Raw genomic sequence first — 26921 nt, 5'->3', positions numbered from 1 at the left:
CGACCGGCCGGAGGCGAATAAGGCATTGTTCGTACGCACAATGAGTCCCCTTCCTGTGGTTCTGCGCTTTCCCATGGATTGTGGGCGACGGGATTTGCCGCTTCAAGGGGCATAGGGGCCCAGATGTCATCAGGAAACGTTTTCGGGTGGTCCTTATCGGGCTATTCCTGGCTGGAAGGGAAGACGCGCTTCATTGACAGGGCGGGCCGGGAATGTGTCAGGCGCGCCACTGCCCGCGAACGGGACATGTCCGGACAAATAAGGATAAATGGCACCTTTGTGATATATCTGACACGCGGCCGGGAATGGATTGACTGATTCTGTAGAGTCGGAATAATCGGATCTTGGCGGATGCGTCGCCACTGGGAGTGACGCAGGGGCAACGGACTGGAAGGGGAGGTGCCGCTTGCTTCGGCAGAGGGGGTCTCCATAGCCGCCTCCCGCCTGAGACCAGCGCATACTCCAGCCCGTTCGCGAAGGTGACCATGGCTCGTTCCCAACCCCCACCGCCCCAGGCCCCGGCACGTCCGGCCCGGTCACCTCAGACGCCGGCGACCCCGCCACCGGCACCGGCGCCTCAGGCCGCGTGGCTCTGGCCGGCGGCGCTGGCCCTGCCCGTGGTCGCCGCCTGTTGCGCCTTCACCGCCCTGCTCCTCGACAGCCGCTCCGGCGTCGTCTGGGCCTGCGTGGGGGCCGCGGCGCTCGCGCTCGCCACCGTCGCCGCCGTGGCGGCGCTGCGCCAGACCCACCAGGAGGCCGTGCGCGCGATGAGCCGGCGCGAGAGCGCCATGCAGCAGCGCGAGGCGGAGTTCCAGCGCCACCTCCAGCAGCGCAACACCCAGTGGAGCAAGCACGTGGCGGCCCGCTCCAAGGCTCTGCAGGAGGCGATCAAGCACCTGGTGGAGGCGCGGATCCCGGCCGTGATCGCCCAGGACGCGGTGCCCCCGCCGTACCAGAGCCCCGGGCTCGACGAGGACGCGGCCGAGCTGCTGGAAGACGTGCTCGACGCGGTCGGCGGCGCCGCCAAGGAGGACCGCGAGCGGCAGGAGTCGCTGCGGCTGGCCCTGCTGGCGCTGGCCCGGCGCGTGCAGACCTCCGCGCACCGCATCCAGGAGAACGTGTCCGTGATGGCCGAACGCCACCCCGGCAACCCGGACGTGCTCGAGACCAGCATGCAGGTCGACCACGCCGCCGCCCAGCAGGGCCGCCACGCGCAGAGCCTGGCCGTGCTGTGCGGCGAGTGGCCGGGCCAGCAGTGGCCCAATCCGCTCGCGCTGGTCGACGTGGTGCGGGCCGCGGCCTCCAGGATCGTCGCCTACAAGCGGGTGGAGGTGTCGGGCGACCCGGACACCGCCGTCGCCGCCCACGTGGTCGAGCCGCTCATCCACCTGGTGGCCGAGCTGCTCGCCAACGCCACCCAGTCCTCCCCGCCGGCGACCACGGTGCTCGTGGCGGTACGCAACGTGCAGCGCGGCGCCGTCATCGAGATCGACGACGGCGGCGTCGGCATGGACGACCACCACCTGGAGCAGGCCCGCGAGATCGTCTCCGGACGCAGGCCCGTCGACGTGGGCGAAGTGGGGGAGATCCCGCAGACCGGCCTCGCGGTCATCGGGCACTACGTGCGCCGCCACGGGTTCCTGGCCGACCTGTTGCCCTCGCCGTACGGAGGGGTGCGCGCGGTCGTCCTGGTGACCAGCTCGATCGTGGAGACGCTGGAACCGGCGCAGGCGCCGCCCCGAGCCCGCCCCCCGCGCCACGAGGCCCAGCCGATCGACCCCGCCCAGGACCACCTCGTCCAGGACCACCTCGTCCAGGACCACTTCGCCCAGGAACACCCCACGCTGGACGATCCCGAGCCGGACACCTCCGGCGAGCACGCCGCCGGGACGGGCGGCACAGCGAGCGGCACGACAGAAGGTACGGCGGGCGGCGCGCTGCCGCGCAGGCGCTCCCGCCGCGGTGAGGCGAGCTCCGACGCGACGGACCCGGGCGGTGCGCGCTCGGCCGCCGCGGAGCGGCCCGCGACTCCGGAACAGGCGGGCGAGTGGATGGCCGCCTTCTTCGACCACGACCCCGGCACCGGGGAACACGACGACCGATGACGAACGGGGTACCGATGCACCAAGACCAGGACTGGATGATCGCCGAGGTCGTCTGGGTCCCAGGGGTCCGCCATGTGGTCGTCCTCAGTTCCGACGGCCTGCTGAAGGCCCGCTCGGCAGGTACGGACAGGGACGTCGCCGACCGGCTGTCGGCCGCCTGCTCCGGACTGCAGTCGCTGGCCCAGAGCGTCGGGCGCGAGTTCGGCGGCGGCAACCGGGCCGTCAGGGAGCTGATGGTGGGCTTCGAGGGCGGTTTCCTGTTCGCCCGCGCCGCTGGGTCCGGCTCCCACCTGGTGGTCATCACCGATCCGGTGGTCGACCCGCGGCTCATCGCGCAGCAGATGCAGGCTCAGGTCATCAAGATCGGCGAGAGGAACTTCAGTACCCCCGCACGCGGGGCCACCCGCAGATGAGCGGCGAGTACCAGGACAGCGCGGTGCGGCCGTACGTGCTCACCCAGGGCCGGGCCCGCCCGACCCGCAACACCATCGGCCTCGACACGCTCCTCGTCGTGGCCGACGCCGGCAAGCCGCTGCCGCCCTCGGCCACCCGCCAGGCGCGCGACCTGCTGCGCATGTTCGGGCGGCTCCTCTCGCTGGCGGAGGCGGCCGCGCACCTGCGGCTGCCGCTGAGCGTGGCCGGGATCCTGGCCTCCGACCTCGTCGACTCCGGCCACCTGATAGCCCGCTCCCGCATCCCCGAGGCCGGGCGCCCAGATCTGACAACCCTCCAGGAGGTGCTCAATGGGCTCCGCAGGCTCAGCTGACCGCTACCTGCCCGACACCGTGCAGCAGGCGGTCAAGATCCTCGTGGTCGGCGACTTCGGCGTCGGCAAGACCACGATGATCGGCGCGGTCAGCGAGATCGAGCCCCTGCGCACCGAGGAGACTATGACACAGGCCAGCGTCGGGGTGGACGACCTGGCCGGGCTGGACGGCAAGACCACGACCACGGTGGCCATGGACTTCGGCCGCATCACGCTCAGCCCGTACACGGCGCTCTACCTGTTCGGCACGCCCGGCCAGCGGCGCTTCTGGGACCTGTGGGCCGGGCTCGGCGAGGGCGCCGTCGGCGCGCTCGTCCTGGTCGACACCCGCCGCATCGAGGGCAGCTTCGAGGTGCTCGACCAGCTCGAACTCCGCGGCGACCTGCCCTTCGCCGTGGCCGTCAACCATTTCCCCGACTCCACCCGCCACAGCCCGCAGGCGCTGCGCGAGGCGCTGGACCTGGAGCCCGGCACACCCATCGTGAACTGCGACGCCAGGAGCCGGTCCTCGTCGGTGGACGCGCTGATCGCCCTCGTCAAACACGCGCTGGCCATGCAGAAGGGCCCCTCATGATCCCCCTGTCCGCCACCACGACCTGCCCCGACCCGCACGGCGTCTTCCGCGGGCTGCGCCGCGAATGGGGTGACGTCGCCTGGGTGGAGCTCGAACCGGGCGTCGGCGCCTGGCTCGTCATGGGCTACCAGGAGCTGCTGACCATCACCCGGCAGGAGAAGCTGTACTCGCGCGACGCCCGCCACTGGCGGCTGTTCCAGGAAGGCGTCGTGCCGCCCGACTCGGGGCTGGGGCCGATGATGTTCTGGCGGCCCAACGTGATCGGCGCCGACGGGGCCGAGCACCGCCGCCTGCGCCGCCCGATCGACGACGGGGTCGCCGCGATCGACCAGCGCCGCATGCGCCGCTCCGTCGAGGCCATGTGCCGGCAGCTCATCGAGGACTTCGCCGAGCGCGGCGGCGCCGACCTGGTCGGCGACTACGCGGCCGTCGTCCCGATGCTGGCCATCGCCGGGCTGTTCGGCCTCGACGCCGGTCAGGGCCACGAACTGCTGGCCGCTCTGCGCGCCCTGTTCGGCAGCGCCGAGGACTCCCAGGCGGGCAACAGGAGGTTCGAGGAGATACTCGGCGGCCTCATGAAGGCCAGGAAGGAGGCCCCGGCCGACGACCTGACCAGCCACTTCCTGGCCCACGCCGACCTGCGCGACGAGGCCGAGGTGCTGCAGTCGATGGTGGTGATGATCTCCGCCGCGCAGGAGACGACGACCACGTGGATCGCGCAGACGTTCCGGCTCATGCTGACCGACCCGCGCTTCGCGGGCCGGGTGCGCGGCGGACGCCTCGGCGTCGACGACGCGCTGGACGAGGTTCTCTGGCGCGACCCGCCCATGACGAACATGCCCGCCCGGTACGCCCTGCGCGACACCGAGCTCGGCGGCCGGCGCATCGCCCGCGGCGACGCCCTCATCCTGGGCCTGTCGGCGGCCAACGACGACCCGCGCGTCCACGGCGGCGCGACGGAGATCGAACTCGGCAACCGCGCCCACCTGGCCTGGAGCGCGGGCCCGCACGTCTGCCCGGCCCCCGTCCCCGCCCGGCTCATCACCCGCACCGCGGTCGAGACGGCCCTGCACCTGCTGCCCGACGTACGCCTCGCGGTGGACGCCGCCGAGCTGACCCCGCACCCTTCACCGTGGACCCGCTGCCCCGCCTCGCTGCCCGTCCACTTCAGCGCGCTTGGAGACCGTTCATGATCCCCGTAGTCACCCTGGACCCCGCCGGGACCGACCACCACGGCGAGGCCGCCCGGCTGCGGGAACTGGGCCCCGTCGTCCGCGTCGTCCTGCCGGGCGGCGTGGAGGCATGGTCGGTCACCCATCACGCGCTGCTGGCCGACCTGCTGACCGACCGCAGGGTGAGCAAGGACTGGCACAACTGGACGGCCATCCGTGACGGCGACATCGCCGACGACTGGCCGCTGATCGGCATGGTCAAGGTCACCAACATGGTCACCGCCGACGGGCCCGAGCATCATCGGCTGCGTAAGTTCGTCACCCGGACGCTCACGCCGCGCCACGTCCAGAGCCTGCGGCCGCGCATCGCCGGGATCGTCGGCACGCTGCTGGACGACCTGCCCTCGCACGTGCGGCCGGACGGGACCGTCGACCTGCGTCAGCACTTCGCCTACCCGGTGCCCATGCAGGTGATCTGCGAGCTCGTCGGAGTGCCGGAGGAGGACCGCCCCGAGCTGCGGGAGCTGGTGGACAGCATCTTCCGCTCCACCACTGCCCCGGAGGAGGTGCTCAAGACCCAGCGCGACATCTACCTGCTGCTGAACAGGCTCGTCGCCGCGCGCCACGCCGAGCCCGGCGACGACCTGATCAGCGCGCTGATCGCCGCCCAGCGCGACGACCCGGAGCGGCTGTCCGACGAGGAGCTGGTCGGCACCCTGTGGCTGATGCTCGCCGCCGGGCACGAGACCACGCTCAGCCTGATCGTCAACGGCGCCCGCGCGCTGCTCACCCACCCGGACCAGCGCGCGCTGGCGGTGGCCGGCGGCGAGGAGACCTGGTCGGCCGTCGTGGAGGAGACGCTGCGCTGGGACGCGCCCATCGGCAACTTCCTGGCCCGCTACCCGCTGGAGGACATCGAGATCGGCGGCGTCACCATCCCCGCCGGAGACGCCATCCTGGCCCCGTACAGCGCGGTGGGACGCGACGAGGCGCAGCACGGCTCCGACGCCGCGCGGTTCGACATCACCCGCGAGCAGCGCCGGCACCTGGCCTTCGGCGGCGGCCCCCACCTGTGCCTGGGCGCCCCGCTGGCCCGCCTGGAGGCCACCGAGGCGCTGCCCGCCCTCTTCCGCCGCTACCCCGGCCTGTCGCTCGCCGTCCCGCCCGCGGCGCTCGTCCCCGTGCCGTCCCTGTTCTCCAACTCCGCGGCGGAGCTGCCGGTCGTCCTGACAGTGCCCTGACTTCGCGCGATACCGCACAGGATCTTCCGGAGAGGTGACATAACCGAAATGGTGTACGCCATGATGGGCGTGCGGCCGTCGTCACGACCGGCGGCGGCACGGACTCCACCAGGCACTCTGGAGATCGCATGTCCCGACCGCTGATCGGCATCACCGCCTACTTCGAAGCAGCCCGCTGGGGCGACTGGGTGCGGGAAGCGGTGCTGTCGCCCCCGTCCTACGCCAAGGCCGTCGAGCGCGCCGGTGGCGCCCCCGTGGTGCTGCCGCCGCTGAACCTGCACGCGATCGACGCCTACGTACGCGGGCTGCAGGGCGTGGTGCTGGCCGGCGGGATCGAAGTGGGCGGCGGCGCCTACGGCGAGGAGCAGGACGAGCGGGTGCCCGAGGCACAGGGCCACCGCGACAGGTTCGAGCTGGCCCTGGCCCGTGCCGCCGTGGAGGCCGACGTGCCGATCCTGGCCGTCGCCCGCGGCATGCACGTGCTGAACGTCGCCCAGGGCGGCACGCTGATCCCGTGGCTGCCCGAGGTGCTCGACAACGAGCGCCACGCCGAGCCGGGTGTGCCGCACGTCATCCAGGTGAGCGTGTCGAGCAAGCTCGGCAAGGCGGTGGGCGACAAGGTCGAGGTGGTCGCGCCGCACACCCAGTCGGTGCGCAGGCTGGGCACCGGGCTGCTGGCGGTGGCCTGGGCCGAGGACCAGATCGTCGAGGGCATCGAGTTGCAGGGCCACCGGTTCGGGGTCGGCGTGCAGTGGCACCCCGAGCGGAGCGAGGACGACCGGCTCTTCGATGCGCTCGTGGAGGCGGCCCGCTAGGCTTCGATCATGCCACTGCACCCCCAGGCGCAGGAGTACATCGAGCGCTACCTGTCCGGCCCCGGCCGGGCCGGGCTGGACCTGGCCGGGATCCAGGAGGCCCGGGTCCGGGACGACTTCGCGCGGGAGCGCGGGCCGCTCACCCAACTGGCCTTCGTCCGCGACGAGAGCGCCGAGGGCGTGCCGATCCGCGTCTACCGCGCCGACCGGGGCGACGGCGCGCTGCCCGTGGTGGTCTACTTCCACGGCGGCGGCTGGATGACCGGCGGCATCAAGCGCAGTGACGCGCTCGGCCGCGACCTGGCGCTGCGCACCGGCGCGGTGATCGTCTCCGTCGGCTACCGGCTGGCCCCCGAGCACCCGTTCCCGGCCGCGGCCGACGACGCCTGGGCCGTGGTACGCGACATCTTCGCCCGCCCCGCCTTCTACCAGTGCGACGGCGGCGTCGCCGTGATGGGCGAGAGCGCGGGCGGCAACCTCGCCGCCGTGGCCGCCTGGCAGGCCCGCGACGCCGGGCTGCGCCTGGCCCACCAGGTGCTCGTCTACCCGGTCCTCGACGCGGCCATGGACACCCCCAGCCACGCCGAGTTCGCCAAGGGCTTCGGCCTCGACGCCGACGACCTCGCCTGGCTCCTCACCCAGTACGCCGGCGCGGCCGACCCGGAAGATCCGCTGCTGTCCCCGCTGCGGCTGCCGTCGGTCGCGGGGCTGGCGCCCGCGACCGTGGTGACCGCCGAGTGCGACGTGCTCCGCGACGACGGCGAGCGTTACGGCACGCGGCTGGCCGAGGCCGGGGTGCCCGTCGAGACCCGCCGGTTCGATGGGGCGATCCACGGCTTCTTCGGTCTGCCCGGCCTGTTCGACCAGGCCGTCGAGGCCCGCGACTACGTGGCCGCCCGGCTGCGGGAGGCATGGTGATGGACGGGAGCGCGTACGAGAAGCTCAAGATCGACACGCCCGCCGACGGCGTGCTGCGGATCACGATCAGCGAGCCCCGCAGGCGCAACGCCGTCGACATGACCGGCCACCGCGAACTGGCCGAGATCTGGCGCGACGTCGACCGCGACGACTCCGTCAGGGCGGTGATCGTCAGGGGAGAGGGCGAGGCCTTCTCCGCGGGCGGCGACCTGTCGATGATCGAGGAGATGACCCGCGACCACGCCACCAGGCTGCGCGTGTTCGCCGAGGCCCGCGACATCGTCTACAACGTGCTCAACTGCGCCAAGCCGATCGTCTCCGCCGTGCAGGGGCCCGCGGTGGGCGCCGGGCTGGCCGTCGCCCTGCTGGCCGACATCTCCGTGGCCGGGCGCACCGCCCGCATCATCGACGGCCACACCAGGCTCGGCGTAGCGGCCGGCGACCACGCCGCGATCGTCTGGCCGCTGCTGTGCGGGCTGGCCAAGGCCAAATACCACCTGCTGCTCTGCGAGCCCGTCACCGGCGAGGAGGCCGAGCGGATGGGCCTGGTGAGCCTGTGCGTCGACGACGACCAGGTGCACGACAAGGCCATGGAGATCGCCCAACGCCTCGCCGCCGGCTCCCAGGAGGCCATCCGCCTCACCAAATACTCCCTGAACAACTGGCTGCGCATGGCGGGACCCACCTTCGACGCCTCGCTCGCCATGGAGTTCCTCGGCTTCAGCGGCCCCGACGTGGTGGAGGGCGTGCGGGCGGTGCGCGAGAAGCGCCCGCCGGAGTTCCGTCCCTAGAAGCTGCGCGGCAGCCCCAGCACCTGCGTCGCGAGATAGTTGAGCAGCAACTCCTCCGTCACGGGTGCCACCTTCCCGATGCGGGCGTCCGTGAGCAGCCTGGCCACCGGATATTCCAGCGAGTACGCCATCCCGCCGTGCGTCTGGAACGCCGCGTCGGCCGCCTCCCACGCCGCCTGTGAAGCGGTGAGCTTGGCGATGTTGGCCTCGGTGCCGCACGGCAGGTGCCGGTCGAACGACCACGCGGCCTTGTAGAGCATCAGGCGGGCCAGCTCGATCTTGGCCTTGACCTGGGCCAGCGGGAACGCGATGGCCTGGTTGGCGCCGATCGGCCGGCTGAACACCTCGCGCTCCTTGGCGTACTGCACCGCGACCCGCAACGCGACCTCGGCCCCGCCGAGCGCGGAGGCGGCCAGCAGGATCCGCTCGGGGTTGAGGATGTCCCACAGCACGGCCGCGCCCTGGTCGATCTGCCCCACCACGCTGGAGGCGGGCACCCGCAGGTCGTCGATGAACACCATGTTCGACGGCGTCGTGTTGGCGCCCAGCTTCGGGATCGGCTGGTAGGACAGCCGCCCGGCCGCCACCGCCGCCGGCACGTTCACCAGGAAGACCGTCAGCCCGTGCGTGCGCGGCTTGGCCTCGGCGGCCGGGACGGTCCTGGTGACCAGCAACATCCAGGTGGCCCGCTGGACGCCGGTGATCCAGATCTTCTGCCCCTTGATCACGTACTCGTCGCCGTCGCGTCTGGCCGCCGTCGTGATGGCCAGCGCGTTCGAGCCCGCGTCCGGCTCGGTCAGCGCGAAGCACGTCTCCAGCTCACCCGTGGCCAGCCGGGGCAGCAGCTCCGCCCGCTGCTCGGCCGTGCCGTGCCTGGCCAGGGTGAGCGCGCCGAACCCTGGCGTCAGCACGTACGTGAACGCCGAGCCGCCCGCCGCGCCCGAGGCCGCCAGCGTCTCCGTCGCCACCGCCAGCTCCAGCAGCCCCTGCCCGCCACCGCCGAACTCCTCGGGCACGGCCAGGCCCAGCCAGCCGCCCTTGGCCAGCTCCGCCCAGACCTCCTCCGGCCAGCGCTTGTCCGTTTCGCAACGCTGCCAGTAGTCCAGGTCGTAGCGCGAGCAGATGTCGCCGATGCCGCGCTGAACGGCCAGGGCGCTGTCGGGAAGGGTGAAATCCATCACACCATCGTAGAAGTAAGTTCTGTTCAGGGTCGAGGTCTGCGGGCGTGGAACACGAACGCCGGAGGCGCGTTGCGCCACACCGTACGGCCCGGCACGACCTCCTCGAACCGCTCGGCCAGCAGCGCGCGGAAGCGGCGCGCCGAGCTCATCGGGATGGCGTGAATGTAGGAGAACGTGGTGAACGCCCCGGACGGGCTCATCGCCGAGGACACCGCGCCGAGCAGCCCCCGCTGCAGGTCCTCGGGGAACGCCGCCCACGGCAGCCCGCTGATCACCACATCGGCCTGCCGCAGGCCGCGCTCGCCGAGCAGGCGGCTGAGCTCGGTCGCGTCATCATGCACGACGTCCACGACCGGGAATCGCCGGGCCAGCAACGTCGCCAGCTGCTGGTTGACCTCCACGGCCAGGTGGTGACCCCGCCCGGTCAGCCGGCGCTGGATCTCTGCGGTGAAGGGCCCCGTGCCGGGGCCGAGCTCGACCACGGTAGGCTCGCCGCGTTCCGGCAAAGGCGCGCACACGGCCGCCGCGAGCCGTCGCGAGCTGGGCGCGAACGCCCCGATCTTGGCCGGAGCACGAAGGAACTGGCCGAGCAACAACGCGGTGTCATTAGGCATACCCCAAACGGTAAGGGAAGTCTCCCGCTTGTCTCATCCGCCGACGGGGCGATGATGCGGCCACTAGGAGGAGACGGGGTCCTCCGTCCGGAGGATCGGAACGCGCGCCCCGCCCGGATACCGTGGGCGGATGCGATGGCGTGGTGTGCCGCTCGACCTCCTGCTCGCGGCCGCGGGCACCGCTCTCGACCTGATGTTGTCGGCCAAGGGCGGGGGCTCCGCGCTGCTGCCGGGCAACGAGGTGATCCCGATGGCCGTGGCCGTGGGCGCGCCCATGGGCCTGGTCAGGCGCGCGCCGCTGGCGGTGAGCCTCTACCTCGCCGCGTTCCTCGTCTTCACCGACCAGGTGGGGTCGTTCACCGCCAACACCGCCCAGATGCTGCTGTGCGTCGCCATCGGCCTGGTCGCCTACTACTCGGGCTGGCGGCCGACCTGCGTGGCGCTGGGCGCGGCCATCGCCGCCACCGCGACGAACCTGGCCGACCCGGGCATCGCCCTCACCACGAACTCGTGGATGTACTCGGTCCTCGTCCCCACCTTCCCCGTCCTCATCGGCACCTACCTGCGCGGCCCCGCCGGGCGGCTGAAGGACGGCGACATCTCGCCGGACGTGCTGCTGGCCGGCGGCGGGGTGGCCTTCACCGTGCTGAGCACCTGGACCGACTGGCACAGTGGCAGCCAGCCGGTCTGGGTCGTGGGGCTGTTCGCGGTGCTCGGCGGGCTGTCGCTCGGCGTCGCGCGGCGTTTTCCCGGGCTGGTGTTCATCTTCCAGAGCGTGCTGCTGATCGCCGCCGACCAGTACCTCCACGAGACGGTCAACACCTGCCTGATCCTGATGCTGATCGCGCTGTGCGTGTTCGCGATGCGGATCGCCTCCTGGGCCTGGATCACGGTCACGTACGTGATCTGCACCATGCTCGCCTCGCTCGCGATCGTCGAGGACTCGACCGAGGTCACCGCGTTCCGCGTCGCCATCCTGATGGCCCTGGTGACCACCCCCGTCGCGATCGGCCGCTACCTGGGCGTCAGGCAGGCGGCCGCCGAGGCCGAGCGGCTGCGGGTGCGCGAGTCGGCGCGGCTGGCGGTCGCCCAGGTCCGCGCCGACCAGCTCCTCGAGCGGGAGAACATCGCCCGCGAGGTGCACGACATCGTGGCCCACCACGTGGGCGCGATGGTCCTGCGCGCCGGCGCCGCCCGCTACGCCGCCCCCGAAGGGCCCGTCGCCGACGCGCTGGCCGACATCCGCGAGACCGGCCACCAGGCGCTCGAAGACCTGCGCGGGCTGCTCGACGTGCTGCGCGACCCCGGCCGCCGGCCCGACATGCCCGCCGACCCCGCCGAGGTCATCCGCGAGTCCGCCGAGCGGATGACCGCCGCCGGCCTCCAGGTCGAGCTCGAACTCGACCCCGCCACCGCGCACGCCCCCCTCGTGGCCCGCGCCTCCGCCGCCCGCATCGTCCAGGAAGGTCTCACGAACGTGCTCAAGCACGCCGGTCCCGGCACTCAGGTGAGCGTCGCCGTCACCACCACCGGCCAGGCACTGACCGTACGCGTACGCAACGGCCCCCCGCCCACCATCATCGAACGCCTGCCCTCACCCGGACGCCTGCCCTCATCCGGCCGCGGCCTGGCCGGCATGCGCGAACGCGTCCGCGCACTCGGCGGCACGCTCACGGCGGGCCTCGACCAGGACGGCGGCTGGCTGCTCACGGCCGACATGCCCATCGCCTCGCCCGCCTCCCCGACCACCTCCCCGCCTGCTGAGCGCCCCACGGGGTGCATCACCGACCTCATCACCGGGGGCCTCACCGGGGGCGCCACGTGATCCGCGTCCTGGTCGCCGACGACCAGGCGCTGGTCCGCGCGGGCGTACGCATGCTGCTGCAGGTCGCGGGCGACATGGAGGTCGTGGCCGAGGCCCAGGACGGCGCCGAGGCCGTACGCCTGGCCGAACAGCACCTGCCCGACGTGATCCTCATGGACCTGCGCATGCCCAGGGTCGACGGGCTGGAGGCCAGCAGACGGGTCCTCGCGGCGCGGCCGGCCACCAGGATCGTCGTGCTCACCACGTTCGCCGAGGACTCCGACGTGTACGCCGCCCTGCGCGCGGGCGCCGTCGGCTTCCTGGTCAAGGACGACGAGCCCGAACGCATGGTCGACGCCGTACGCCGGGCCGTGACGGGCGAGCAACTCCTGGGCCCCTCGGTGCTACGCCGGGTCGTCGCCCGCTTCCTGGCCGCGGAGGAGGAGACGACCATGCCGATCCCCGCCGTGCTGACCGACCGCGAACTGGAAGTGCTCGCACTGGTCGGCACCGGGCTGTCCAACGCGGAGATCGCCGAGGAACTCCACGTGGGCATCACCACGGTCAAGTCCCACATAGCCGCCGCCATGGACAAGCTGGGGCTGCGCAACCGGATCCAGGCCGCGGTCGTCGCCCATCGCAGCGGCTTGGTGGACGCGGCGTTCCGGCCGGTACGTCATCCCCGGGGCGGAGCCGTCGAATAATCCCACGGGCTGACGCCCGTACGGGCCTTGACCTGCGACCATGTGGCCCTCACCGCCTCCCCCGCTCCCTCGGAAGGACCACCTGAACGCCGGCCCCCCGCCGCGGCCGCCCAAGAGCATCCCACCGCTCAAACTCACCACCACACCGCCTCCCGGCCCAACCCGCTCCCAACCCTGACCCGGCCTGACCCGGCTCGGCTCGGCCCGACCCCGGCCCGGCCTGGACCTGGTCCGGACTGCTGGCTTGGGCTCCGGTCTGGCCCCGTCTGGACTTCGGCTTGGGCCACGGTCGCCGTGGGTCGCCTGGCGCCGCTAGGGTCGTCGGTGTGTACGTGAAGATCTGCGGGTTGAGCGAGCCCGAGCACGTGGCGGCCGCCATCGAGGCGGGCGCCGACGCCATCGGGTTCGTGATGACCCGGAGCCCCCGCGAGGTGACGCCCGAGCGGGCCGCTGAGCTGGCCGCGGCGGTGCCCGCCCACGTCCTCACCGTCGGCGTGTTCCGCGGCGAGCCCCCCGAGACCGTCCGCGCCGCCACTCTCGTCTCGGGCGTGCGCGGCATTCAACTGCACGGCAAGCACCCGCACGGCGACTTCACCGCGCTGAAGGACCTCGGTCACACCCTGATCAGAGCCGTCGACTTCACAGCCGACCTACGCTGCGGCGCCTACGACGAGGACCTGCTCATCGTGGACGCCCCCCGCCCCGGCTCCGGAGAGCCATGGGACTGGTCGGCAGTGCGCGGCCACCCCTCGGGACACTGGCTGCTGGCGGGCGGCCTCAACCCCTCCAACGTCGCCGAGGCCGTCGCCGCCGCCGAGCCGTGGGGCGTGGACGTGTCCAGCGGCGTCGAACTGGCACCCGGCAAAAAGGACTCCGACCTCATCCGCCGCTTCATCACGGCGGCCCGCCCATGACCGACCTCATCGACGACCCTGGCGCCCCCGGCACCGGGTCCGTTGACGATCGCCGATCGCGGTCCTGTCGGCGATGCTGATGGGAACTCCGGCGGTGATCTCGGTTGCGACCCCGGCGGCGTTCCCGGTAGTGACTCCGGTCGTGGTACCGGCGGCGACGGCTGGTGAGAGCTCCGGCGGCGGTCCCGGTAGCGGCTCCGGCGAGGATCCCGTTGGTGACGCCGGTGATAGGTCCGGTGGCGATCTCGGCAGTGACCACGGCGACTACGCCGATGAGAACTTCGTCGGCGGTCCGTTTTGACGACCTCAGGGTGACTCTGTGGCCGACTCCAGGGATGGCTCCATGACTGACATCGACTCCGGAACTGACGGTCCCGGAACTGACGGCCCCATGACCAATGGCCCCGGGATTGACGGCCCCGGTCTGGGCGCCGGTCCTCTGCAGGATTTCGCCCGTACCGTCGCGTTCATGCACGACTTCGCTCGCCGCAGGGCGGGGCGGACCGTCGAAGTGCCCGGTGGGTTCGCCGTGCTCAACGAGCGCTACTCCGGCTCGTACGATGACAACAAGCTCGTCGTCTGGTCCGGCACCGACCCGGGCGCGGTGCTGAAGGCGGCCGACCAGGTGCTCGCCGAGCGCGCGTACCGGCTCGTCAACGTCGACGACGACCGCCTGGGCCAGGCGTACGCGCCCGCTTTCGAGGCCGCGGGCTACACGCACGAGATCAACGTGGTCATGGTGTTCCGCGGCACGTTCCCGCACGACGCGGCGCCCGTTGAGCATCTCGATCTGCCCGCGCTGCTGCCCACCCTCCGGGCCGGCTGGCGCGAGACGCTGCCCGAGGCCGCCGACGAAGTGATCGACCAGCTCGCCAGACGAGTCGAGGAACGACTGCGCGGCGCCGACACGGTGGGTTTCCGCGGCGTACGAGCCGAGAACGGCGAGCTCGCCGCCAGGGCCGACATCTACACGCACGCCGGCGTCACGCAGATCGAGGACCTCTACACCGGAGACCGCCACCGGGGCCGGGGCCACGCCCGCACCCTGATGAGGGCACTCCTCGCCGAGGCGGCGGCCAGTGACCTGGTGTTCCTGGTGGCCGACGCCGGCGACTGGCCCAAGAACTTCTACGAACGGCTCGGCTTCCAGGCAGCAGGCCACACCCACAGCTTCCTCCGCACCTGACCAGCCACCGGCCTCAGCAGTCCGCTCCAGCCACAGGCCCCAGCCGTCAGCTTTAGCTTTCCCCCCTGCCACCAGCCTCGGCCACCAGCCTCGGCCACCAGCCTCGGCCACCAGCCTCGGCCACCAGCCTCGGCCACCAGCCTCGGCCACCAGCCTCGGCCACCAGCCTCGGCCCTGGCGTGGTCCTGGCGTGGCCTGTCAGTCCCGGTGGTTGGGCAGGGCTCTGGGCGGTTCTACGCGACTGGCTTGTGTCCCGGGGTCTCGCAGGTGGGTGGGGCGGTCCCGGGTGGTCCGGCGCGCCCCAGACGACCTGGCGCGGTCTCAGGTAATCCAGTGCACCCCAAGACCCTGGCCTGGTGCGTCACCGGGCGGTTCGCTGCGGGCTCTGGTGGGGTGGCGTGACCTCGGGTGGTCGGGTATGCCCCGTGAGGCTGGTCTGGTGCGTTGTCGGGTGGTGCGGTATGGCCTTTGGGTGGCGTGGTGTGGTCTCGGGTGGTCGGGTGCAGCCCGAAGGCTCTGCTCTGGTGCGCCACCAGGTGGTCCGGTGTGATCTCCGCCGGGTGGTCAGACCAGGGTCTTGTGGTGGTGGCGGCTAGTGAGGCCGAGGGTCAGGGTGAGAGCGGTCACCCCGAGGTAGGCCGCCCCGGCCAGCGCCGCCGCCCCATGCAACCCGCCGATGAAGCGTGGCCCGCCCGGAGTGCCCGCCAGCGCGCCGAAGACCGCGACACCGATCGCGCCGCCCGCCTGGCGCGCGGTGTTGTTGATCGCGCTCACCAGCCCCTCCCGGCCGGGCGGCGGGTCGCTCATGGCCAGGGCGACCACGCTGGGCGTCAGCAGCGCCGCGCCGAGTCCGATGACGGTCAGCGCGGGCAGCATGACCAGGTACGGCGAAGCCGCCCGTACCGGCAGCAGCAGTCCCATTCCCACCGCCAGCGTGACGAGCCCGGCGAGCATGACGGGGCGCGGGCCATGGCGGCCGGCCAGGCGGCCGAACGGCGCGGACAGCAACGCCAGCGGCGCGAACAGCGGCAGCAGGGCCGCGCCCGCCGTCATCGGGGACAGCCGCAGCACACCCTGGAGGTAAAGGGTGATCAGCAGCATCATGCCGTTGATCCCGAAGTTCATGATCGCCGAGCCGATCGTGCCGACCGCGATCGAGGGGCGGCGCAGCAGTCCCAGCGGCAGCATCGGTGACTCCCGCCGGTGCTCGATCACCACGAACGCGGCCAGCAGCGCCGCGGCGACCGCGAACAGCCGCCAGTCGGGCCCCTCGCGCCCCGCCTCGATCACCGCGTACGTCAGGACCAGCAGCGCCCCCGCGCCCGCCACGGTGCCCGGCAGGTCGACCGGCCGGGGCTCGGGAACGTCGGCCGGAGCCACCCGGAGCACCGCCACGAAGATCACCACGATGAGTGGCACGTTGATCGCGAAGATCGCGGGCCAGCCGAACGTCTGGACCAGCACCCCGCCGAGCAGCGGCCCGGCGGGCAGGGCCACGCTGCCCACCGCGGCCCAGACCCCGATGGCCCTGGCCCGCTCCTTGCCGCCGGGGAAGGTGCGGGTGATGACCGCCAGCGTGCCCGGCAGCAGGAGCGCGGCGCCCACACCCTGCACGGCCCGCGCCGCCACCAGGGCGCCGATGCCGGGCGCGAGCGCGCAGCCCGCCGAGGCCACGCCGAACAGCGCGAACCCCGCCAGCACCACCCGCCGGTGTCCGAAGCGGTCGCCCAGCGTGCCGCCCGTCAGCAGCAGCCCGGCCAGCGCGATCTGGTAGCCGTCGACCACCCATTGCAGGTCGGCGAGCCCGGCGTGCCGGTCGGCCGCGATGGACGGCAGCGCCACGTTCACGATGGTCACGTCCAGCAGGACGACGAACAGGCCCGCGCACATCACGATCAGGACGTTCCTCTTCATCCTTGCCTTCTGCGCGGTGACGGATGGCCCTAACCTCTCGCGACGAGCGGATCGAGCGGATCGAGCGGATCGGGCGGATGTCGACACCGCTGCCGGGAAAGGCGAGGCAGTAGGGTCGGCAGCGTGAGCGAAACTTCCGCCGAGGATCGGATCTGGACGGTTCCGAACCTGCTGAGCTTCTTGCGCCTCCTCGGCGTACCTGTCTTCCTCTGGCTGGTATTGGGGCCCAAGGCGGACGCCTGGGCGATCGTCGTCCTCGCGGTCGCCGGGTTCACCGACTGGCTCGACGGCAAGATCGCTCGAGCCTTCAACCAGATGAGCAGGCTCGGCCGGATCATCGACCCGGCGGCCGACAAGCTCTATGTCTTCGCCACGATCCTGGCGCTGTTGCTGCGCGATGTCATTCCGTGGTGGCTGGTGGCGATCATCCTCGGGCGCGAACTGTTCGTCGCCTGTTTCATTCCCGTACTTCGGAAGAGCGGTTACAAGGCACTTCAGGTGCATTTCTTGGGCAAAGCCGCCATGTTCAACCTCATGTACGCCTTCCCTCTGCTCTTCCTCGCGTCCCACACTGGGTGGTATGCCGATATAGCACGAATTGTCGGATGGGCATTTGCGCTCTGGGGAACGGGCCTGTACTGGTGGTCGGGGGTGCTCTATGTGGTGCAGGTGCGCCGGCTCGTAGCCGCGGCCAAGGAGGAGTGATCGGGTGAAGGCGGTCGTCATGGCGGGTGGAGAGGGCACTCGGCTGCGTCCGATGACGGCCAACCAGCCCAAACCCCTGCTGCCCGTGGTCAACCGTCCGATCATGGAGCACGTGCTGCGCCTGCTCAAACGGCACGACATCACCGAGACCGTGGTCACCCTCCAGTTCCTGGCCGCGCTCGTGCGCAACTACTTCGGTGACGGCGACGAACTCGGCATGAGCTTGCAATACGCCACGGAAGACGTTCCCCTTGGTACGGCGGGCAGCGTGAAGAACGCCGCGGCCCGCCTGCGCGATGACCGATTCCTGGTGATCTCCGGCGACGCCCTGACCGATATCGATTTGTCGGATATGGTCCGTTTTCATCGTGAAAAATCGGCGCTTGTGACCATCGGTCTGAAACGGGTGCCGAACCCCCTCGAGTTCGGCATCGTGATCGTCGACGAGGAGCACCGCGTCCAGCGCTTCCTGGAGAAGCCCACCTGGGGCCAGGTCTTCTCCGACACCGTCAACACCGGCATCTACATCATGGAACCCGAGGTGCTCGACGCGGTCGCCTCGGGCGAGCCCGTCGACTGGTCGGCCGACGTCTTCCCCAGTCTGCTGGAGCGTGGCGCCCCCATCTACGGCTACGTCGCCGAGGGCTACTGGGAGGACGTCGGCACCCACGAGAGCTACCTCAAGGCCCAGGCCGACGCTCTGTCCGGCCGGGTCGCCGTGGACATCGGCGGCTTCGAGGTGTCGCCGGGCGTCCGGGTGGCCGAGTCGGCCTCGATCGACCCCGACGCGGTGCTCAAGGGCCCGCTGCTCGTCGGCGAGTACGCCAAGGTCGAAGGCGGCGCCGAGCTGCGCGAGTACACCGTGCTCGGCAACAACGCGGTCGTCCGCGAAGGCGCCTTCCTGCACCGGGCGGTCGTCCACGACAACGTCTACCTGGGCCCGGGCGCCCACCTGCGCGGCTGCGTGATCGGCAAGAGCACCGACGTGATGGCCGGGGCCCGGATCGAGGAGGGCGCCGTCATCGGTGACGAGTGCGTCATCGAGCCCGAGGCGTACATCTCCAGCGGCGTCAAGGTCTACCCGTTCAAGACCATCGAGGCCGGCGCCGTCGTCAACACCAGCGTCATCTGGGAGTCCCGCGGCCAGCGCAGCCTGTTCGGCCCCCGCGGCGTCAGCGGCCTGGTCAACGTGGAGATCACCCCCGAGCTGTGCGTACGACTGGCCAGCGCGTACGCCACCACCCTGAAGAAGGGCGAGCACGTCGTCACCTCGCGCGACTCCTCCCTGGCCGCCAGGGCGCTGAAGCGGGCCGTGATCGGCGCGCTCAACGCCAGCGCCATCAACGTCCTCGACCTGGAGGCCGCGCCGCTGCCCGTGACCCGCTTCCACACGGCCAGGGAGTCGGCCGCGGGCGGCATCGCGCTGCGCACCACCGCGGGCGACCCGCAGAGCATCGACATCGTCATCATGGACGACCGCGGCGCCGACCTGCCGCCGGCCGCCCAGCGCAAACTGGAACGGGTCTTCTCACGCCAGGAGTTCCGGCGCGCCTTCCCGGGCGAGATCGCCGAGCTCCGCTTTCCCGCCAGGGCGGTCGAGGACTACGCGTACGAGCTGCTGCGCTGCGTGGACATGACCGGCATCAGGGACATGAAGGTCGTCGTCGACTGCGCCGGAGGCACCTCCTCGCTGGTCCTGCCCACGCTGCTCGGCCGGGTCGGCGTCGAGGTGCTCACCGTGAACGCCCGCCTGGACGACATCTCGCCCACGGAGACGCTCGCCGAGCGCCGCCGGGACCTCCAGCGCCTCTCGGAGCTCGTGAGCTCCTCCAGGGCGGCCTTCGGGGTGCGGTTCGACCCCGTCGGCGAGCGCATCGCGCTGGTGGACGAGATGGGCCAGCTCATCGGCGAGGAACGCGCCCTGCTCGTCGTGCTCGACCTGATCGCCGCCGAGCGCCGGGCCGGCCGGGTGGCGCTGCCCGTGACCACCACCAGGGTCGCCGAGCAGGTCTGCCGCTTCCATGGTGTGCAGGTGCGGTGGACCTCCACGGCGGTCGACGCCCTCACCTCGGCCGCGGTGGACGACGACATGATCTTCGCGGGGGACGGGCGGGGCGGTTTCGTGGTGCCCGAGTTCGGTCCGGCGATCGACGGGGTGGCGGCGTTCATGCGGCTGCTCGGCCTGGTCGCCCGCACCCGGCTCTCGCTCAGCCAGATCGACGCGCGCATCCCCGAGGCCAAGCTGCTCAAGCGCACGGTGCCGACCCCGTGGGCGGCCAAGGGCGCCGTCATGCGCTCGGTCATCGAGGCCGCCGAGGCCGAGCCGAACGGCTACCGCATCGACACCACCGACGGCGTGCGGGTGGCCTCGGACGACGGGAGCTGGGTGCTGATCCTGCCCGCCGCCACCGAGCCGGTCACCGATCTGTGGGCCGAGGCCGCCGACGTGGACACCGCCCAGTCCCTCCTGGAGCGCTGGGCCCATCTGGTCGAGGAGGCCTCCTCGTGATCCGGAATTCGCGCTAGACCGTCACATAGGGTAACTCTGGTGGATAGGTGGCGGTGGAACGTACAAGATCGTAATGTTGAAACGCGCGGCGGCATGGACCTTGAGGCTCGGGCGGCGGTAACTTTGTCACCGTCCGAACCCGTCGTCCAGCGCCTCGCCTTGACCTTTGCCGCTGATCAGCGTAAGTTGCGGCATTCGCAAACTTGAAGAGCGAAGCGAGGCGCGTCCAGATCCCCGTTGCCGCGTCTTCGCGGTAGGAGGCCGAGCCGATCGATGCCGAGCGTCTACTGCACGCAGTGCGGGCACGCCAACCCCGAGGATGCCCGTTTCTGTTCCCGTTGTGGGTCACCGCTGACCAGAGCCGAGGTCGCCGGGGACACCACATCGACGATCTCCGTCGCGGGAATCGAGGCGTACGAGGCTGAGACCGGTGACATGCTCCTCGCCGAGCGCGCACTGGTGGAGCAGCTGCCGCCGGGCACGGCGTTGCTCACGGTGACCAGGGGGCCCAACCAAGGAAGCCGGTTCCGGCTCGACAAGGAGCTCACCACCACGGGGCGACATCCCGAAAGCGATATCTTCCTTGACGACATCACGGTCTCCCGCCGGCACGTGGAGTTCTACCGCCTGCGTGGCGGCCAGTTCTCCGTGCGCGACGTGGGCAGCCTCAACGGCACCTACGTCAACAGGGAACGCATCGAGGAGGTGCCGCTGCATTCCGGTGACGAGGTGCAGATCGGCAAGTTCCGCCTCGTCTTCCTGATGCGGACCGCCGCCGGCGCATGAGCGAGCGCAGCGAGCGACTGGTGGGAGCAGCCGAGCGCAGCGAGCGGCCGTCGGAGGGAGCCGCATGAGCGCGCAGGCGGCACGCTCGCACATGAGCATCGGGGAGGTGCTCGCCATGCTCCAGGGCGAGTTCCCCGATGTGACGATCTCCAAGATCCGGTTCTTGGAGGGCGAGGGGCTCATCGAGCCTGAGCGCAGCCCGTCGGGTTACCGCAAGTTCACTCACCTGCACGTCGAGCAGCTCCGCTACATCCTCACCGAGCAGCGCGACCACTATCTGCCGCTGCGGGTGATCAAGGACAAGATGGCCGAGCACTTCGGCCGTCCGCGGGCCTTGACCGAGCGGCCGGAGCGGCAGGAAGTACGGCTGAGCCGTGCCGAGCTGCTGGAGGCGGCCGGGCTCGACGAGGAGACGCTCGCCGAGCTCGAGGACTACGGGCTGCTCGCGGCGACGGCCAGGCGCTACGACGAGGAGGCGCTCAACGTGGCGCGCAGCGTCGGCGCCCTGGCCCGGTTCGGCCTGCGCGCCCGGCATCTACGCGCGGTCAAGGCCGCGGCCGAGCGCGAGTGCGGGCTGGTGGAGCAGACGATCGCGCCGATACTCAAACGACGGGCCCCAGGGGCCATCGGAGAGGCCGACGAGGCCGCCAGGGAGCTGTCGGCGTTGCTGCTCGACCTGCATGCCTCTCTCGTCCGCACGGGCGTGCGAACCGTTCTAGGCCGATGACCGGACCAGCGGGACATACAAGGCCCCTCGGGTGTTACGTTGAAATGCAGAAGCGGACCGGCCAAATAGCTGTGCCGGGGTCGCCGACCAGTCGAATATGGAGCAGCCCGTGTTGCAGATGGAGGTCGTGGGTGTTCGCGTAGAGATGCCCACAAATCAGCCGATCGTCTTGCTCAAGGAGGCACACGGGGAGAGGTTCCTGCCGATTTGGATTGGGATGACCGAAGCCACGGCCATCGCGCTGGCCCAAGCGGAGGAGCCTCCAGCCCGTCCGCTCACGCACGACCTGTTCAGGGACGTGCTGAGCGCTCTTGGCGTGGGTCTGCGCGCGGTCAACATCGTTGCGCTGCGTGACGGGATCTTCTTCGCCGATCTGGTGTTCTCCAACGGCGTAGAGGTGAGCGCGCGCCCGTCCGACTCGATCGCGCTCGCGCTCCGCACCGGAGCGCGTATCTTCGCCAGCGAAGAAGTCGTCCAGGAAGCCGGGGTGATCATCCCGGACGACCAGGAGGATGAGGTGGAGAAGTTCAGGGAGTTCCTTGACACGATCACCCCCGAAGACTTTGGCCGGGCGGGGTAGGTATTTCAGTGCATTTACGCTTCACGACGCGCCGAGCCGGATCGTTGACTGCGCATGGTCACGGTCCTACGGTGCAAGTGAAACCCGTGGTCGCGCTTTTACGAACCCCCAGATCAGGCCACGGGATGAGAGAAAGCCGGAGGTCCGCGTGGCGGTCAGCAGCGGCGAGGGAAAGACGACCGGCCAGGAAGATCCGGTGCGGCGTGAGAGTGCGCGGCAGCGTGCCGGAGAGCAGGGGCTGCTCTTCGACGAGCAGCCCGCGTCGCTGCCGGCAGACATCGGATACCGTGGCCCGACGGCGTGCGCGGCGGCCGGCATCACCTACCGGCAGCTCGATTACTGGGCGCGCACGGAGCTGGTCCAGCCGACGATAAGAGCCGCGCACGGCTCGGGCTCGCAGCGGCTCTACAGCTTCCGCGACATCCTGGTGCTCAAGGTCGTCAAGCGGCTCCTCGACACCGGAGTCTCCCTCCAGCAGATCCGTACGGCCGTACAACATCTGCGTGACCGCGGGGTGGGCGACCTCGCGCAGATCACGCTCATGAGTGACGGCGTCAGCGTCTATGAGTGCACCTCGGCCGACGAGGTGATCGATCTGCTCCAGGGCGGCCAGGGCGTGTTCGGCATCGCGCTCGGCCGGGTCTGGCGGGAGGTCGAGGGCTCCCTCGCGGAGCTGCCGGGGGAAAGGGCGGCGGTCGAGGACAGCGTCCCGGCCGACCACCCCGCTGACGAGCTGGCCCAGCGGCGGCGCGCGCGCCGCATAGGGTAGCAATTGGGTAGTAACCTGTAGAGCGCAAGGCTGATAACCCCATGCGGGAGAGTCCCCGGGCTGGTTCCCGGGGCGCCGAAGGAGCAACCCTCCCCGGAATCTCTCAGGCACCTGTACCGCGCGGGGTAGGCAACTCTGGAAAGCAGGTGCGCCCGCCAGGCGCACCTCACCGACGGTGCAAGCCCACATGGGGTGAAGCTCTCAGGTCGCCATGACAGAGGGGGAGATCCGGCACTCGCCCGCGCCCTGGCGCCGGTCTCCAAAGCCCTCGGGAGGCACCTCGCATGACCGATCTGTCAGTTCCGCCGTTCTCGACCCGGCACATCGGCCCGTCCGAACCCGAGCAGCAGCGCATGCTCGAGGCCGTGGGCTTCGAGTCCGTGGCCGACCTGGTGGCGGTGGCCGTCCCGGAGTCCATCAGGATCAAGGACCGGCTCGCCCTGCCCGCCGCGGCCAGTGAGACCGAGGTCATCGCCGAGCTGCGGGCCATCGCGGGCCGCAACCGGGTGCTCACCTCGATGATCGGCCTGGGCTACCACGACACGATCACCCCTGCGGTGATCCGCCGCAACCTGCTGGAGAACCCGGGCTGGTACACCGCCTACACCCCCTACCAGCCGGAGATCTCGCAGGGCCGCCTGGAGGCGCTGCTCAACTTCCAGACCGTCGTCACCGACCTGACCGGACTCGCCGTCGCGGGCGCCTCGCTGCTCGACGAGAGCACGGCCGCCGCCGAGGCGATGACACTGGCCAGGCGCGCGGGCAAGTCCAAGAGCCAGGTGTTCGTCGTCGACGCCGACGCGCTGCCCCAGACCAAGACGGTGCTGGCCACCCGCGCCGAGCCGCTGGGCATCACGCTCGTGGAGGACACGCTCGACGGCGAACTGCCCGAGTGCTTCGGCGTGCTCGTCCAGTACCCGGGCGCCTCCGGCCGGCTGCGCGACTTCCGCGCCGTGGCCGAGCGGGCGCACGCGGCGGGCGCGCTCGTCGTGGCCGCCGCCGACCTGCTCGCGCTCACCCTGGTCACCGCGCCCGGCGAGCTCGGCGCCGACATCGCGATCGGCTCCTCGCAGCGCTTCGGCGTGCCGTTCGGCTTCGGCGGGCCGCACGCCGCCTACATGTCCGTACGCGAGGGACTGCAGCGGCAGATGCCCGGCCGCCTCGTGGGCGTCTCCGTCGACGCCGACGGCGCGCCCGCCTACCGGCTGGCGCTGCAGACCCGCGAGCAGCACATCAGGCGCGAGAAGGCCACCAGCAACATCTGCACCGCGCAGGTCCTGCTCGCCGTCATCGCCGGCATGTACGCCGTCTACCACGGGCCCGACGGGCTGCGCCGCATCGCCGCCCGCGTCCACCGGCACGCCGCGGCGCTGGCCGAGTGCCTGCGCCGGGGCGGCGTCGAGGTCGTGCACCGCGAGTTCTTCGACACCGTGCTGGCCAGGGTGCCCGGCCGGGCCGCCGAGGTCGTACGGCAGGCCGCCGAACGCGGCGTCAACGTGTGGCAGGCCGACGCCGACCACGTCTCGGTGGCCTGCGACGAGAAGACCACGGCGGCCGACCTCGAGCAGGTCGCCGCCGCCTTCGGCGCCAGTGGGCCGGTGGCCGGCCTCCTCGCCGACGAGGGACTGGACACGCTGCCCGGCTCGCTGACCCGCGAGTCCGGCTACCTCAGCCACCCCGTCTTCCACAGCCACCACTCCGAGACCGCGATGCTGCGCTACCTGCGCAGGCTCCAGGACAAGGACATCGCGCTCGACCGCTCCATGATCCCGCTCGGCTCCTGCACGATGAAGCTGAACGCGACCACCGAGATGGAGCCGATCACCTGGCCGGAGTTCGCCGGGATCCACCCCTACGCGCCCACCGCGCAGGCCGAGGGCTACCGCCACCTCATCGAGACCCTGGAGGAGTGGCTGGCCGAGGTGACCGGCTACGACGCGGTCTCCATCCAGCCGAACGCCGGCTCCCAGGGCGAGTTCGCCGGGCTGCTCGCGATCCGGGCCTACCACCGCGACCACGGCGACGACCACCGCGACATCTGCCTGATCCCGTCCTCCGCGCACGGCACGAACGCGGCCAGCGCCGTCATGGCCGGCATGCGCGTCGTGGTCGTGGCCTGCGACTCCGAGGGCAACGTGGACCTGGCCGACCTCGACGCCAAGATCGACAAGCACCGTGACGGGCTGGCCGCGATCATGCTCACCTACCCGTCGACGCACGGCGTCTTCGAGGAGACGATCACCGAGGTCTGCGCCAAGGTGCACGACGCGGGCGGCCAGGTGTACGTCGACGGGGCCAACCTCAACGCGCTGGTCGGGCTGGCCAAGCCGGGCGAGTTCGGCGCCGACGTCTCCCACCTCAACCTGCACAAGACGTTCTGCATCCCGCACGGCGGCGGCGGCCCCGGCGTCGGCCCGGTCGCGGTCCGCGGCCACCTCGCCGCCTACCTGCCGGGCCACCCGCTGCGCGCCGGCTCGCCCGTCGGCGCGGTCTCCGCGGCCCCCTACGGCTCGGCGGGCATCCTGCCGATCTCCTGGGCGTACGTCAGGATGATGGGCGGCGACGGCCTGGCCGCGGCCACCGAGCAGGCGATCCTGTCGGCCAACTACCTGGCGCGGCGGCTGGCCCCGCACTACCCGGTGCTCTACACCGGGCGCGGCGGGCTGGTGGCCCACGAGTGCATCGTCGACCTGCGGCAGATCACCAAGGAGACCGGCGTCACGGTCGACGACGTGGCCAAGCGGCTCATCGACTACGGCTTCCACGCGCCGACCATGTCGTTCCCGGTCGCCGGCACGCTGATGATCGAGCCGACCGAGAGCGAGGATCTGGCCGAGCTCGACCGGTTCGTGGACGCGATGGTCGCCATCAGGGGCGAGATCGCGCGGGTCGCGTCGGGCGACTACGACCGCGCCGACAACCCGCTGCGCAACGCCCCGCACACCGCCGAGGCCGTCGCGGCCGACGAGTGGAGCCACCCCTACAGCCGCACCGAGGCGGTCTACCCCCTGCCGTCGCTGCGCGAGGGCAAGTACTGGGTGCCGGTGCGGCGCATCGACCAGGCCTATGGTGACCGCAACCTGGTCTGCTCGTGCCCGCCGCTGGAGGCGTACGAGGACTGACCGGATCGCCGCCGCGACGTGACCGTGTGGCTCTCTCCGCCGCTGCGCTCGGTGGAGAGGGCCACGCTCGTTCGTCGGTGTCCGGAGTTTTCATCCCTTGTCACCCCAGCCAAGGTGACCGCTGAGAAGACATGATCACCGGAAGTCGTTAGGCTCGGTCCGACCGTCGCCTAAGGAGCTCTCTTGACGTTCTCAGAGCTGCAGGTCCCGCCTCTGGACACCGCCCGCCGCCTGGCCGAGGACGGTGATCTCGACGGCGCGGTGGCCATACTCACCGAGCTGGTCGCCGACCCTGACGGGCCCGACCGGGCGCAGGCCGCCGTGGGCCTCGCCGTGGTGCTCGACGAGCGGGGCGACCACGAGGCGGCCCGGGCGGCCGCCAGGGTGGCGCTGGCCACCGGGCATCCGGAGTTCGCCGCGCAGGCGGCCTGTCACCTCGCGCAGGGCTTCGAGCGGGAGGGCAGGGCCGAGCAGGCCAGGGGAGCGTGGCAGGCCGTCCTGGGCGTCGGCACGGCCGCCTACGTCCCGCTGGCGCGTCTCGCTCTGGCCCGGCTGGCCGTGGAGGCGGGCGACTACGACGAGGCGGAGGACGAGCTGCGGGCCGCCCTGGCCGTCGCCGGGCCGGACGTGGCCGCGCACGCCGCGCAGCAGCTGGCCGACCTGCTGCTGGAGCGCGGGGAGCCGGGGGAGGCGGCTGAGGTGCTGCTGGAGGCGCTCGAGGTGGCCCCCGAGGACGAGGTGGCCCGGTTGCGGGTGCAGCTCGGCATAGCGCACCTGGAGCTCGCCTGCGCGGAGTTCGCGGGGGCGGTGGAGGACGGTGGTGACGCGCCGACGAGCGCTCTGGCCATCGAGCTGCTGGCCAGGACCCTGCCGTTGCGTGGCCGCACCGACGACGCGGACCGCGTCTGGACGTACGGGCTGGAGCACGCGGACGAGACGCTGGCGGCAGAGGTGCGCCTGCGTTACGACCGCGACGCCTGACCTGCGGCAGAGGTGCGGCCGCGTCACGACCTGGAGGCCTGAC

Annotated in this window: 24 protein-coding genes and 1 riboswitch; of the genes, 21 read left to right on the top strand and 3 right to left on the bottom strand. The window is 71.4% G+C overall.

Annotation, left to right across the window (positions count from 1 at the left end; genetic code table 11):
- Window positions 1-485: 485 nt before the first annotated feature.
- The 9 genes from ACGFNP_RS02165 to ACGFNP_RS02125 all read left to right on the top strand — a co-directional run bounded on the left by ACGFNP_RS02165 (window position 486) and on the right by ACGFNP_RS02125 (window position 8382).
- On the top strand, window positions 486-2105 hold the full coding sequence (locus tag ACGFNP_RS02165; protein ID WP_393313807.1) for an ATP-binding protein: 1620 nt from the start codon (window positions 486-488) through the stop codon (window positions 2103-2105).
- 14 nt (window positions 2106-2119) lie between these two features.
- Complete coding sequence (locus ACGFNP_RS02160; protein WP_214634373.1) at window positions 2120-2518, top strand: roadblock/LC7 domain-containing protein; 399 nt, start codon at window positions 2120-2122, stop codon at window positions 2516-2518.
- The gene (locus tag ACGFNP_RS02155) at window positions 2515-2871 is read left to right on the top strand and encodes a DUF742 domain-containing protein (protein ID WP_358334091.1); all 357 of its coding nucleotides are present in this window, start codon (window positions 2515-2517) and stop codon (window positions 2869-2871) included. Before ACGFNP_RS02160 ends, ACGFNP_RS02155 begins: the two co-directional genes overlap by 4 nt.
- Window positions 2849-3445, top strand: coding sequence for an ATP/GTP-binding protein (locus ACGFNP_RS02150; RefSeq protein WP_358334088.1), 597 nt, complete (start codon window positions 2849-2851; stop codon window positions 3443-3445). The genes ACGFNP_RS02155 and ACGFNP_RS02150 overlap by 23 nt, the downstream gene beginning before the upstream one ends.
- Window positions 3442-4638 (top strand): cytochrome P450, encoded by a 1197-nt coding sequence (locus ACGFNP_RS02145; protein WP_358334084.1) that lies wholly within the window; start codon window positions 3442-3444, stop codon window positions 4636-4638. Before ACGFNP_RS02150 ends, ACGFNP_RS02145 begins: the two co-directional genes overlap by 4 nt.
- Complete coding sequence (locus tag ACGFNP_RS02140) at window positions 4635-5858, top strand: cytochrome P450 (RefSeq protein WP_358334081.1); 1224 nt, start codon at window positions 4635-4637, stop codon at window positions 5856-5858. The genes ACGFNP_RS02145 and ACGFNP_RS02140 overlap by 4 nt, the downstream gene beginning before the upstream one ends.
- 128 nt (window positions 5859-5986) lie before the next feature.
- A complete protein-coding gene (locus ACGFNP_RS02135) occupies window positions 5987-6673 on the top strand; it encodes a gamma-glutamyl-gamma-aminobutyrate hydrolase family protein (RefSeq protein ID WP_358334078.1) in 687 nt (228 codons plus the stop codon).
- Window positions 6674-6682: 9 nt separating this feature from the next.
- Window positions 6683-7591, top strand: coding sequence for an alpha/beta hydrolase (locus ACGFNP_RS02130; protein ID WP_358334075.1), 909 nt, complete (start codon window positions 6683-6685; stop codon window positions 7589-7591).
- Window positions 7591-8382: an enoyl-CoA hydratase/isomerase family protein gene (locus ACGFNP_RS02125; protein ID WP_393313800.1), complete on the top strand. Its 792-nt coding sequence runs from the start codon at window positions 7591-7593 to the stop codon at window positions 8380-8382. Before ACGFNP_RS02130 ends, ACGFNP_RS02125 begins: the two co-directional genes overlap by 1 nt.
- Here ACGFNP_RS02125 and ACGFNP_RS02120 read toward each other — a convergent pair.
- Window positions 8379-9560 (bottom strand): acyl-CoA dehydrogenase family protein, encoded by a 1182-nt coding sequence (locus ACGFNP_RS02120; RefSeq protein WP_393313797.1) that lies wholly within the window; start codon window positions 9558-9560, stop codon window positions 8379-8381. The genes ACGFNP_RS02125 and ACGFNP_RS02120 overlap by 4 nt on opposite strands.
- Window positions 9561-9586: 26 nt before the next feature.
- Window positions 9587-10177, bottom strand: a complete 591-nt coding sequence (locus ACGFNP_RS02115; RefSeq protein ID WP_358334066.1) for an SAM-dependent methyltransferase — start codon at window positions 10175-10177, stop codon at window positions 9587-9589.
- 130 nt (window positions 10178-10307) lie between these two features.
- Between ACGFNP_RS02115 and ACGFNP_RS02110 the strand changes: the two genes are divergently transcribed.
- The 4 genes from ACGFNP_RS02110 (at window position 10308) to ACGFNP_RS02095 (ending at window position 14785) form a co-directional block, all read left to right on the top strand.
- A complete protein-coding gene (locus tag ACGFNP_RS02110; RefSeq protein ID WP_393313793.1) occupies window positions 10308-12002 on the top strand; it encodes a sensor histidine kinase in 1695 nt (564 codons plus the stop codon).
- A complete protein-coding gene (locus tag ACGFNP_RS02105; protein WP_358334060.1) occupies window positions 11999-12685 on the top strand; it encodes a response regulator transcription factor in 687 nt (228 codons plus the stop codon). Before ACGFNP_RS02110 ends, ACGFNP_RS02105 begins: the two co-directional genes overlap by 4 nt.
- A 326-nt stretch (window positions 12686-13011) precedes the next feature.
- Entirely contained in the window at window positions 13012-13599 is a 588-nt protein-coding gene (locus ACGFNP_RS02100; RefSeq protein WP_358334057.1) for a phosphoribosylanthranilate isomerase, read from the top strand.
- Window positions 13600-14068: 469 nt separating this feature from the next.
- Window positions 14069-14785 carry a GNAT family N-acetyltransferase gene (locus ACGFNP_RS02095; protein ID WP_358334051.1) on the top strand — a complete coding sequence of 239 codons (717 nt, stop codon included), beginning with the start codon at window positions 14069-14071 and terminating at the stop codon, window positions 14783-14785.
- 564 nt (window positions 14786-15349) lie between these two features.
- Here ACGFNP_RS02095 and ACGFNP_RS02090 read toward each other — a convergent pair.
- Window positions 15350-16699: an MFS transporter gene (locus tag ACGFNP_RS02090; protein WP_393313789.1), complete on the bottom strand. Its 1350-nt coding sequence runs from the start codon at window positions 16697-16699 to the stop codon at window positions 15350-15352.
- A gap of 123 nt (window positions 16700-16822) precedes the next feature.
- Between ACGFNP_RS02090 and ACGFNP_RS02085 the strand changes: the two genes are divergently transcribed.
- From ACGFNP_RS02085 to ACGFNP_RS02050, 8 genes are all read left to right on the top strand, one after another.
- Window positions 16823-17404, top strand: a complete 582-nt coding sequence (locus tag ACGFNP_RS02085) for a CDP-alcohol phosphatidyltransferase family protein (RefSeq protein ID WP_219539338.1) — start codon at window positions 16823-16825, stop codon at window positions 17402-17404.
- A 4-nt stretch (window positions 17405-17408) separates the two neighbouring features.
- Window positions 17409-19913 (top strand): mannose-1-phosphate guanyltransferase, encoded by a 2505-nt coding sequence (locus tag ACGFNP_RS02080; RefSeq protein WP_358334045.1) that lies wholly within the window; start codon window positions 17409-17411, stop codon window positions 19911-19913.
- Between the two features lie 273 nt (window positions 19914-20186).
- Window positions 20187-20699: an FHA domain-containing protein gene (locus ACGFNP_RS02075; RefSeq protein WP_358334042.1), complete on the top strand. Its 513-nt coding sequence runs from the start codon at window positions 20187-20189 to the stop codon at window positions 20697-20699.
- A 64-nt stretch (window positions 20700-20763) separates the two neighbouring features.
- A complete protein-coding gene (locus ACGFNP_RS02070) occupies window positions 20764-21426 on the top strand; it encodes a MerR family transcriptional regulator (RefSeq protein ID WP_393313784.1) in 663 nt (220 codons plus the stop codon).
- 109 nt (window positions 21427-21535) lie between these two features.
- Window positions 21536-22006, top strand: a complete 471-nt coding sequence (locus ACGFNP_RS02065) for a bifunctional nuclease family protein (protein WP_214634355.1) — start codon at window positions 21536-21538, stop codon at window positions 22004-22006.
- A 148-nt stretch (window positions 22007-22154) separates the two neighbouring features.
- Window positions 22155-22775: a MerR family transcriptional regulator gene (locus tag ACGFNP_RS02060; RefSeq protein ID WP_219539342.1), complete on the top strand. Its 621-nt coding sequence runs from the start codon at window positions 22155-22157 to the stop codon at window positions 22773-22775.
- A 34-nt stretch (window positions 22776-22809) separates the two neighbouring features.
- Window positions 22810-22904, top strand: a riboswitch (glycine riboswitch).
- Window positions 22905-23059: 155 nt separating this feature from the next.
- On the top strand, window positions 23060-25897 hold the full coding sequence (gene gcvP / locus ACGFNP_RS02055; RefSeq protein WP_393313780.1) for an aminomethyl-transferring glycine dehydrogenase: 2838 nt from the start codon (window positions 23060-23062) through the stop codon (window positions 25895-25897).
- A gap of 183 nt (window positions 25898-26080) precedes the next feature.
- On the top strand, window positions 26081-26878 hold the full coding sequence (locus ACGFNP_RS02050; protein WP_358334033.1) for a tetratricopeptide repeat protein: 798 nt from the start codon (window positions 26081-26083) through the stop codon (window positions 26876-26878).
- Window positions 26879-26921 lie beyond the last annotated feature (43 nt).

The sequence above is a fragment of the Nonomuraea sp. NPDC049269 genome (genome assembly GCF_043197155.1).
Classification (GTDB): Bacteria; Actinomycetota; Actinomycetes; order Streptosporangiales; family Streptosporangiaceae; genus Nonomuraea.
This window is presented reverse-complemented; position numbering and strand designations above follow the sequence as displayed.

Coding starts and splice junctions, on each gene's coding strand:
- ACGFNP_RS02135 (WP_358334078.1), top strand. CDS start 5,987: ATGTCCCGACCGCTGATCGGCATCACCGCCTACTTCGAAGCAGCCCGC.
- ACGFNP_RS02165 (WP_393313807.1), top strand. CDS start 486: ATGGCTCGTTCCCAACCCCCACCGCCCCAGGCCCCGGCACGTCCGGCC.
- ACGFNP_RS02120 (WP_393313797.1), bottom strand. CDS start 9,560: ATGGATTTCACCCTTCCCGACAGCGCCCTGGCCGTTCAGCGCGGCATC.
- ACGFNP_RS02070 (WP_393313784.1), top strand. CDS start 20,764: ATGAGCGCGCAGGCGGCACGCTCGCACATGAGCATCGGGGAGGTGCTC.
- ACGFNP_RS02110 (WP_393313793.1), top strand. CDS start 10,308: ATGCGATGGCGTGGTGTGCCGCTCGACCTCCTGCTCGCGGCCGCGGGC.
- ACGFNP_RS02155 (WP_358334091.1), top strand. CDS start 2,515: ATGAGCGGCGAGTACCAGGACAGCGCGGTGCGGCCGTACGTGCTCACC.
- ACGFNP_RS02090 (WP_393313789.1), bottom strand. CDS start 16,699: ATGAAGAGGAACGTCCTGATCGTGATGTGCGCGGGCCTGTTCGTCGTC.
- gcvP (WP_393313780.1), top strand. CDS start 23,060: ATGACCGATCTGTCAGTTCCGCCGTTCTCGACCCGGCACATCGGCCCG.
- ACGFNP_RS02150 (WP_358334088.1), top strand. CDS start 2,849: ATGGGCTCCGCAGGCTCAGCTGACCGCTACCTGCCCGACACCGTGCAG.
- ACGFNP_RS02130 (WP_358334075.1), top strand. CDS start 6,683: ATGCCACTGCACCCCCAGGCGCAGGAGTACATCGAGCGCTACCTGTCC.
- ACGFNP_RS02115 (WP_358334066.1), bottom strand. CDS start 10,177: ATGCCTAATGACACCGCGTTGTTGCTCGGCCAGTTCCTTCGTGCTCCG.
- ACGFNP_RS02075 (WP_358334042.1), top strand. CDS start 20,187: ATGCCGAGCGTCTACTGCACGCAGTGCGGGCACGCCAACCCCGAGGAT.
- ACGFNP_RS02140 (WP_358334081.1), top strand. CDS start 4,635: ATGATCCCCGTAGTCACCCTGGACCCCGCCGGGACCGACCACCACGGC.
- ACGFNP_RS02125 (WP_393313800.1), top strand. CDS start 7,591: ATGGACGGGAGCGCGTACGAGAAGCTCAAGATCGACACGCCCGCCGAC.
- ACGFNP_RS02095 (WP_358334051.1), top strand. CDS start 14,069: ATGCACGACTTCGCTCGCCGCAGGGCGGGGCGGACCGTCGAAGTGCCC.
- ACGFNP_RS02160 (WP_214634373.1), top strand. CDS start 2,120: ATGCACCAAGACCAGGACTGGATGATCGCCGAGGTCGTCTGGGTCCCA.
- ACGFNP_RS02145 (WP_358334084.1), top strand. CDS start 3,442: ATGATCCCCCTGTCCGCCACCACGACCTGCCCCGACCCGCACGGCGTC.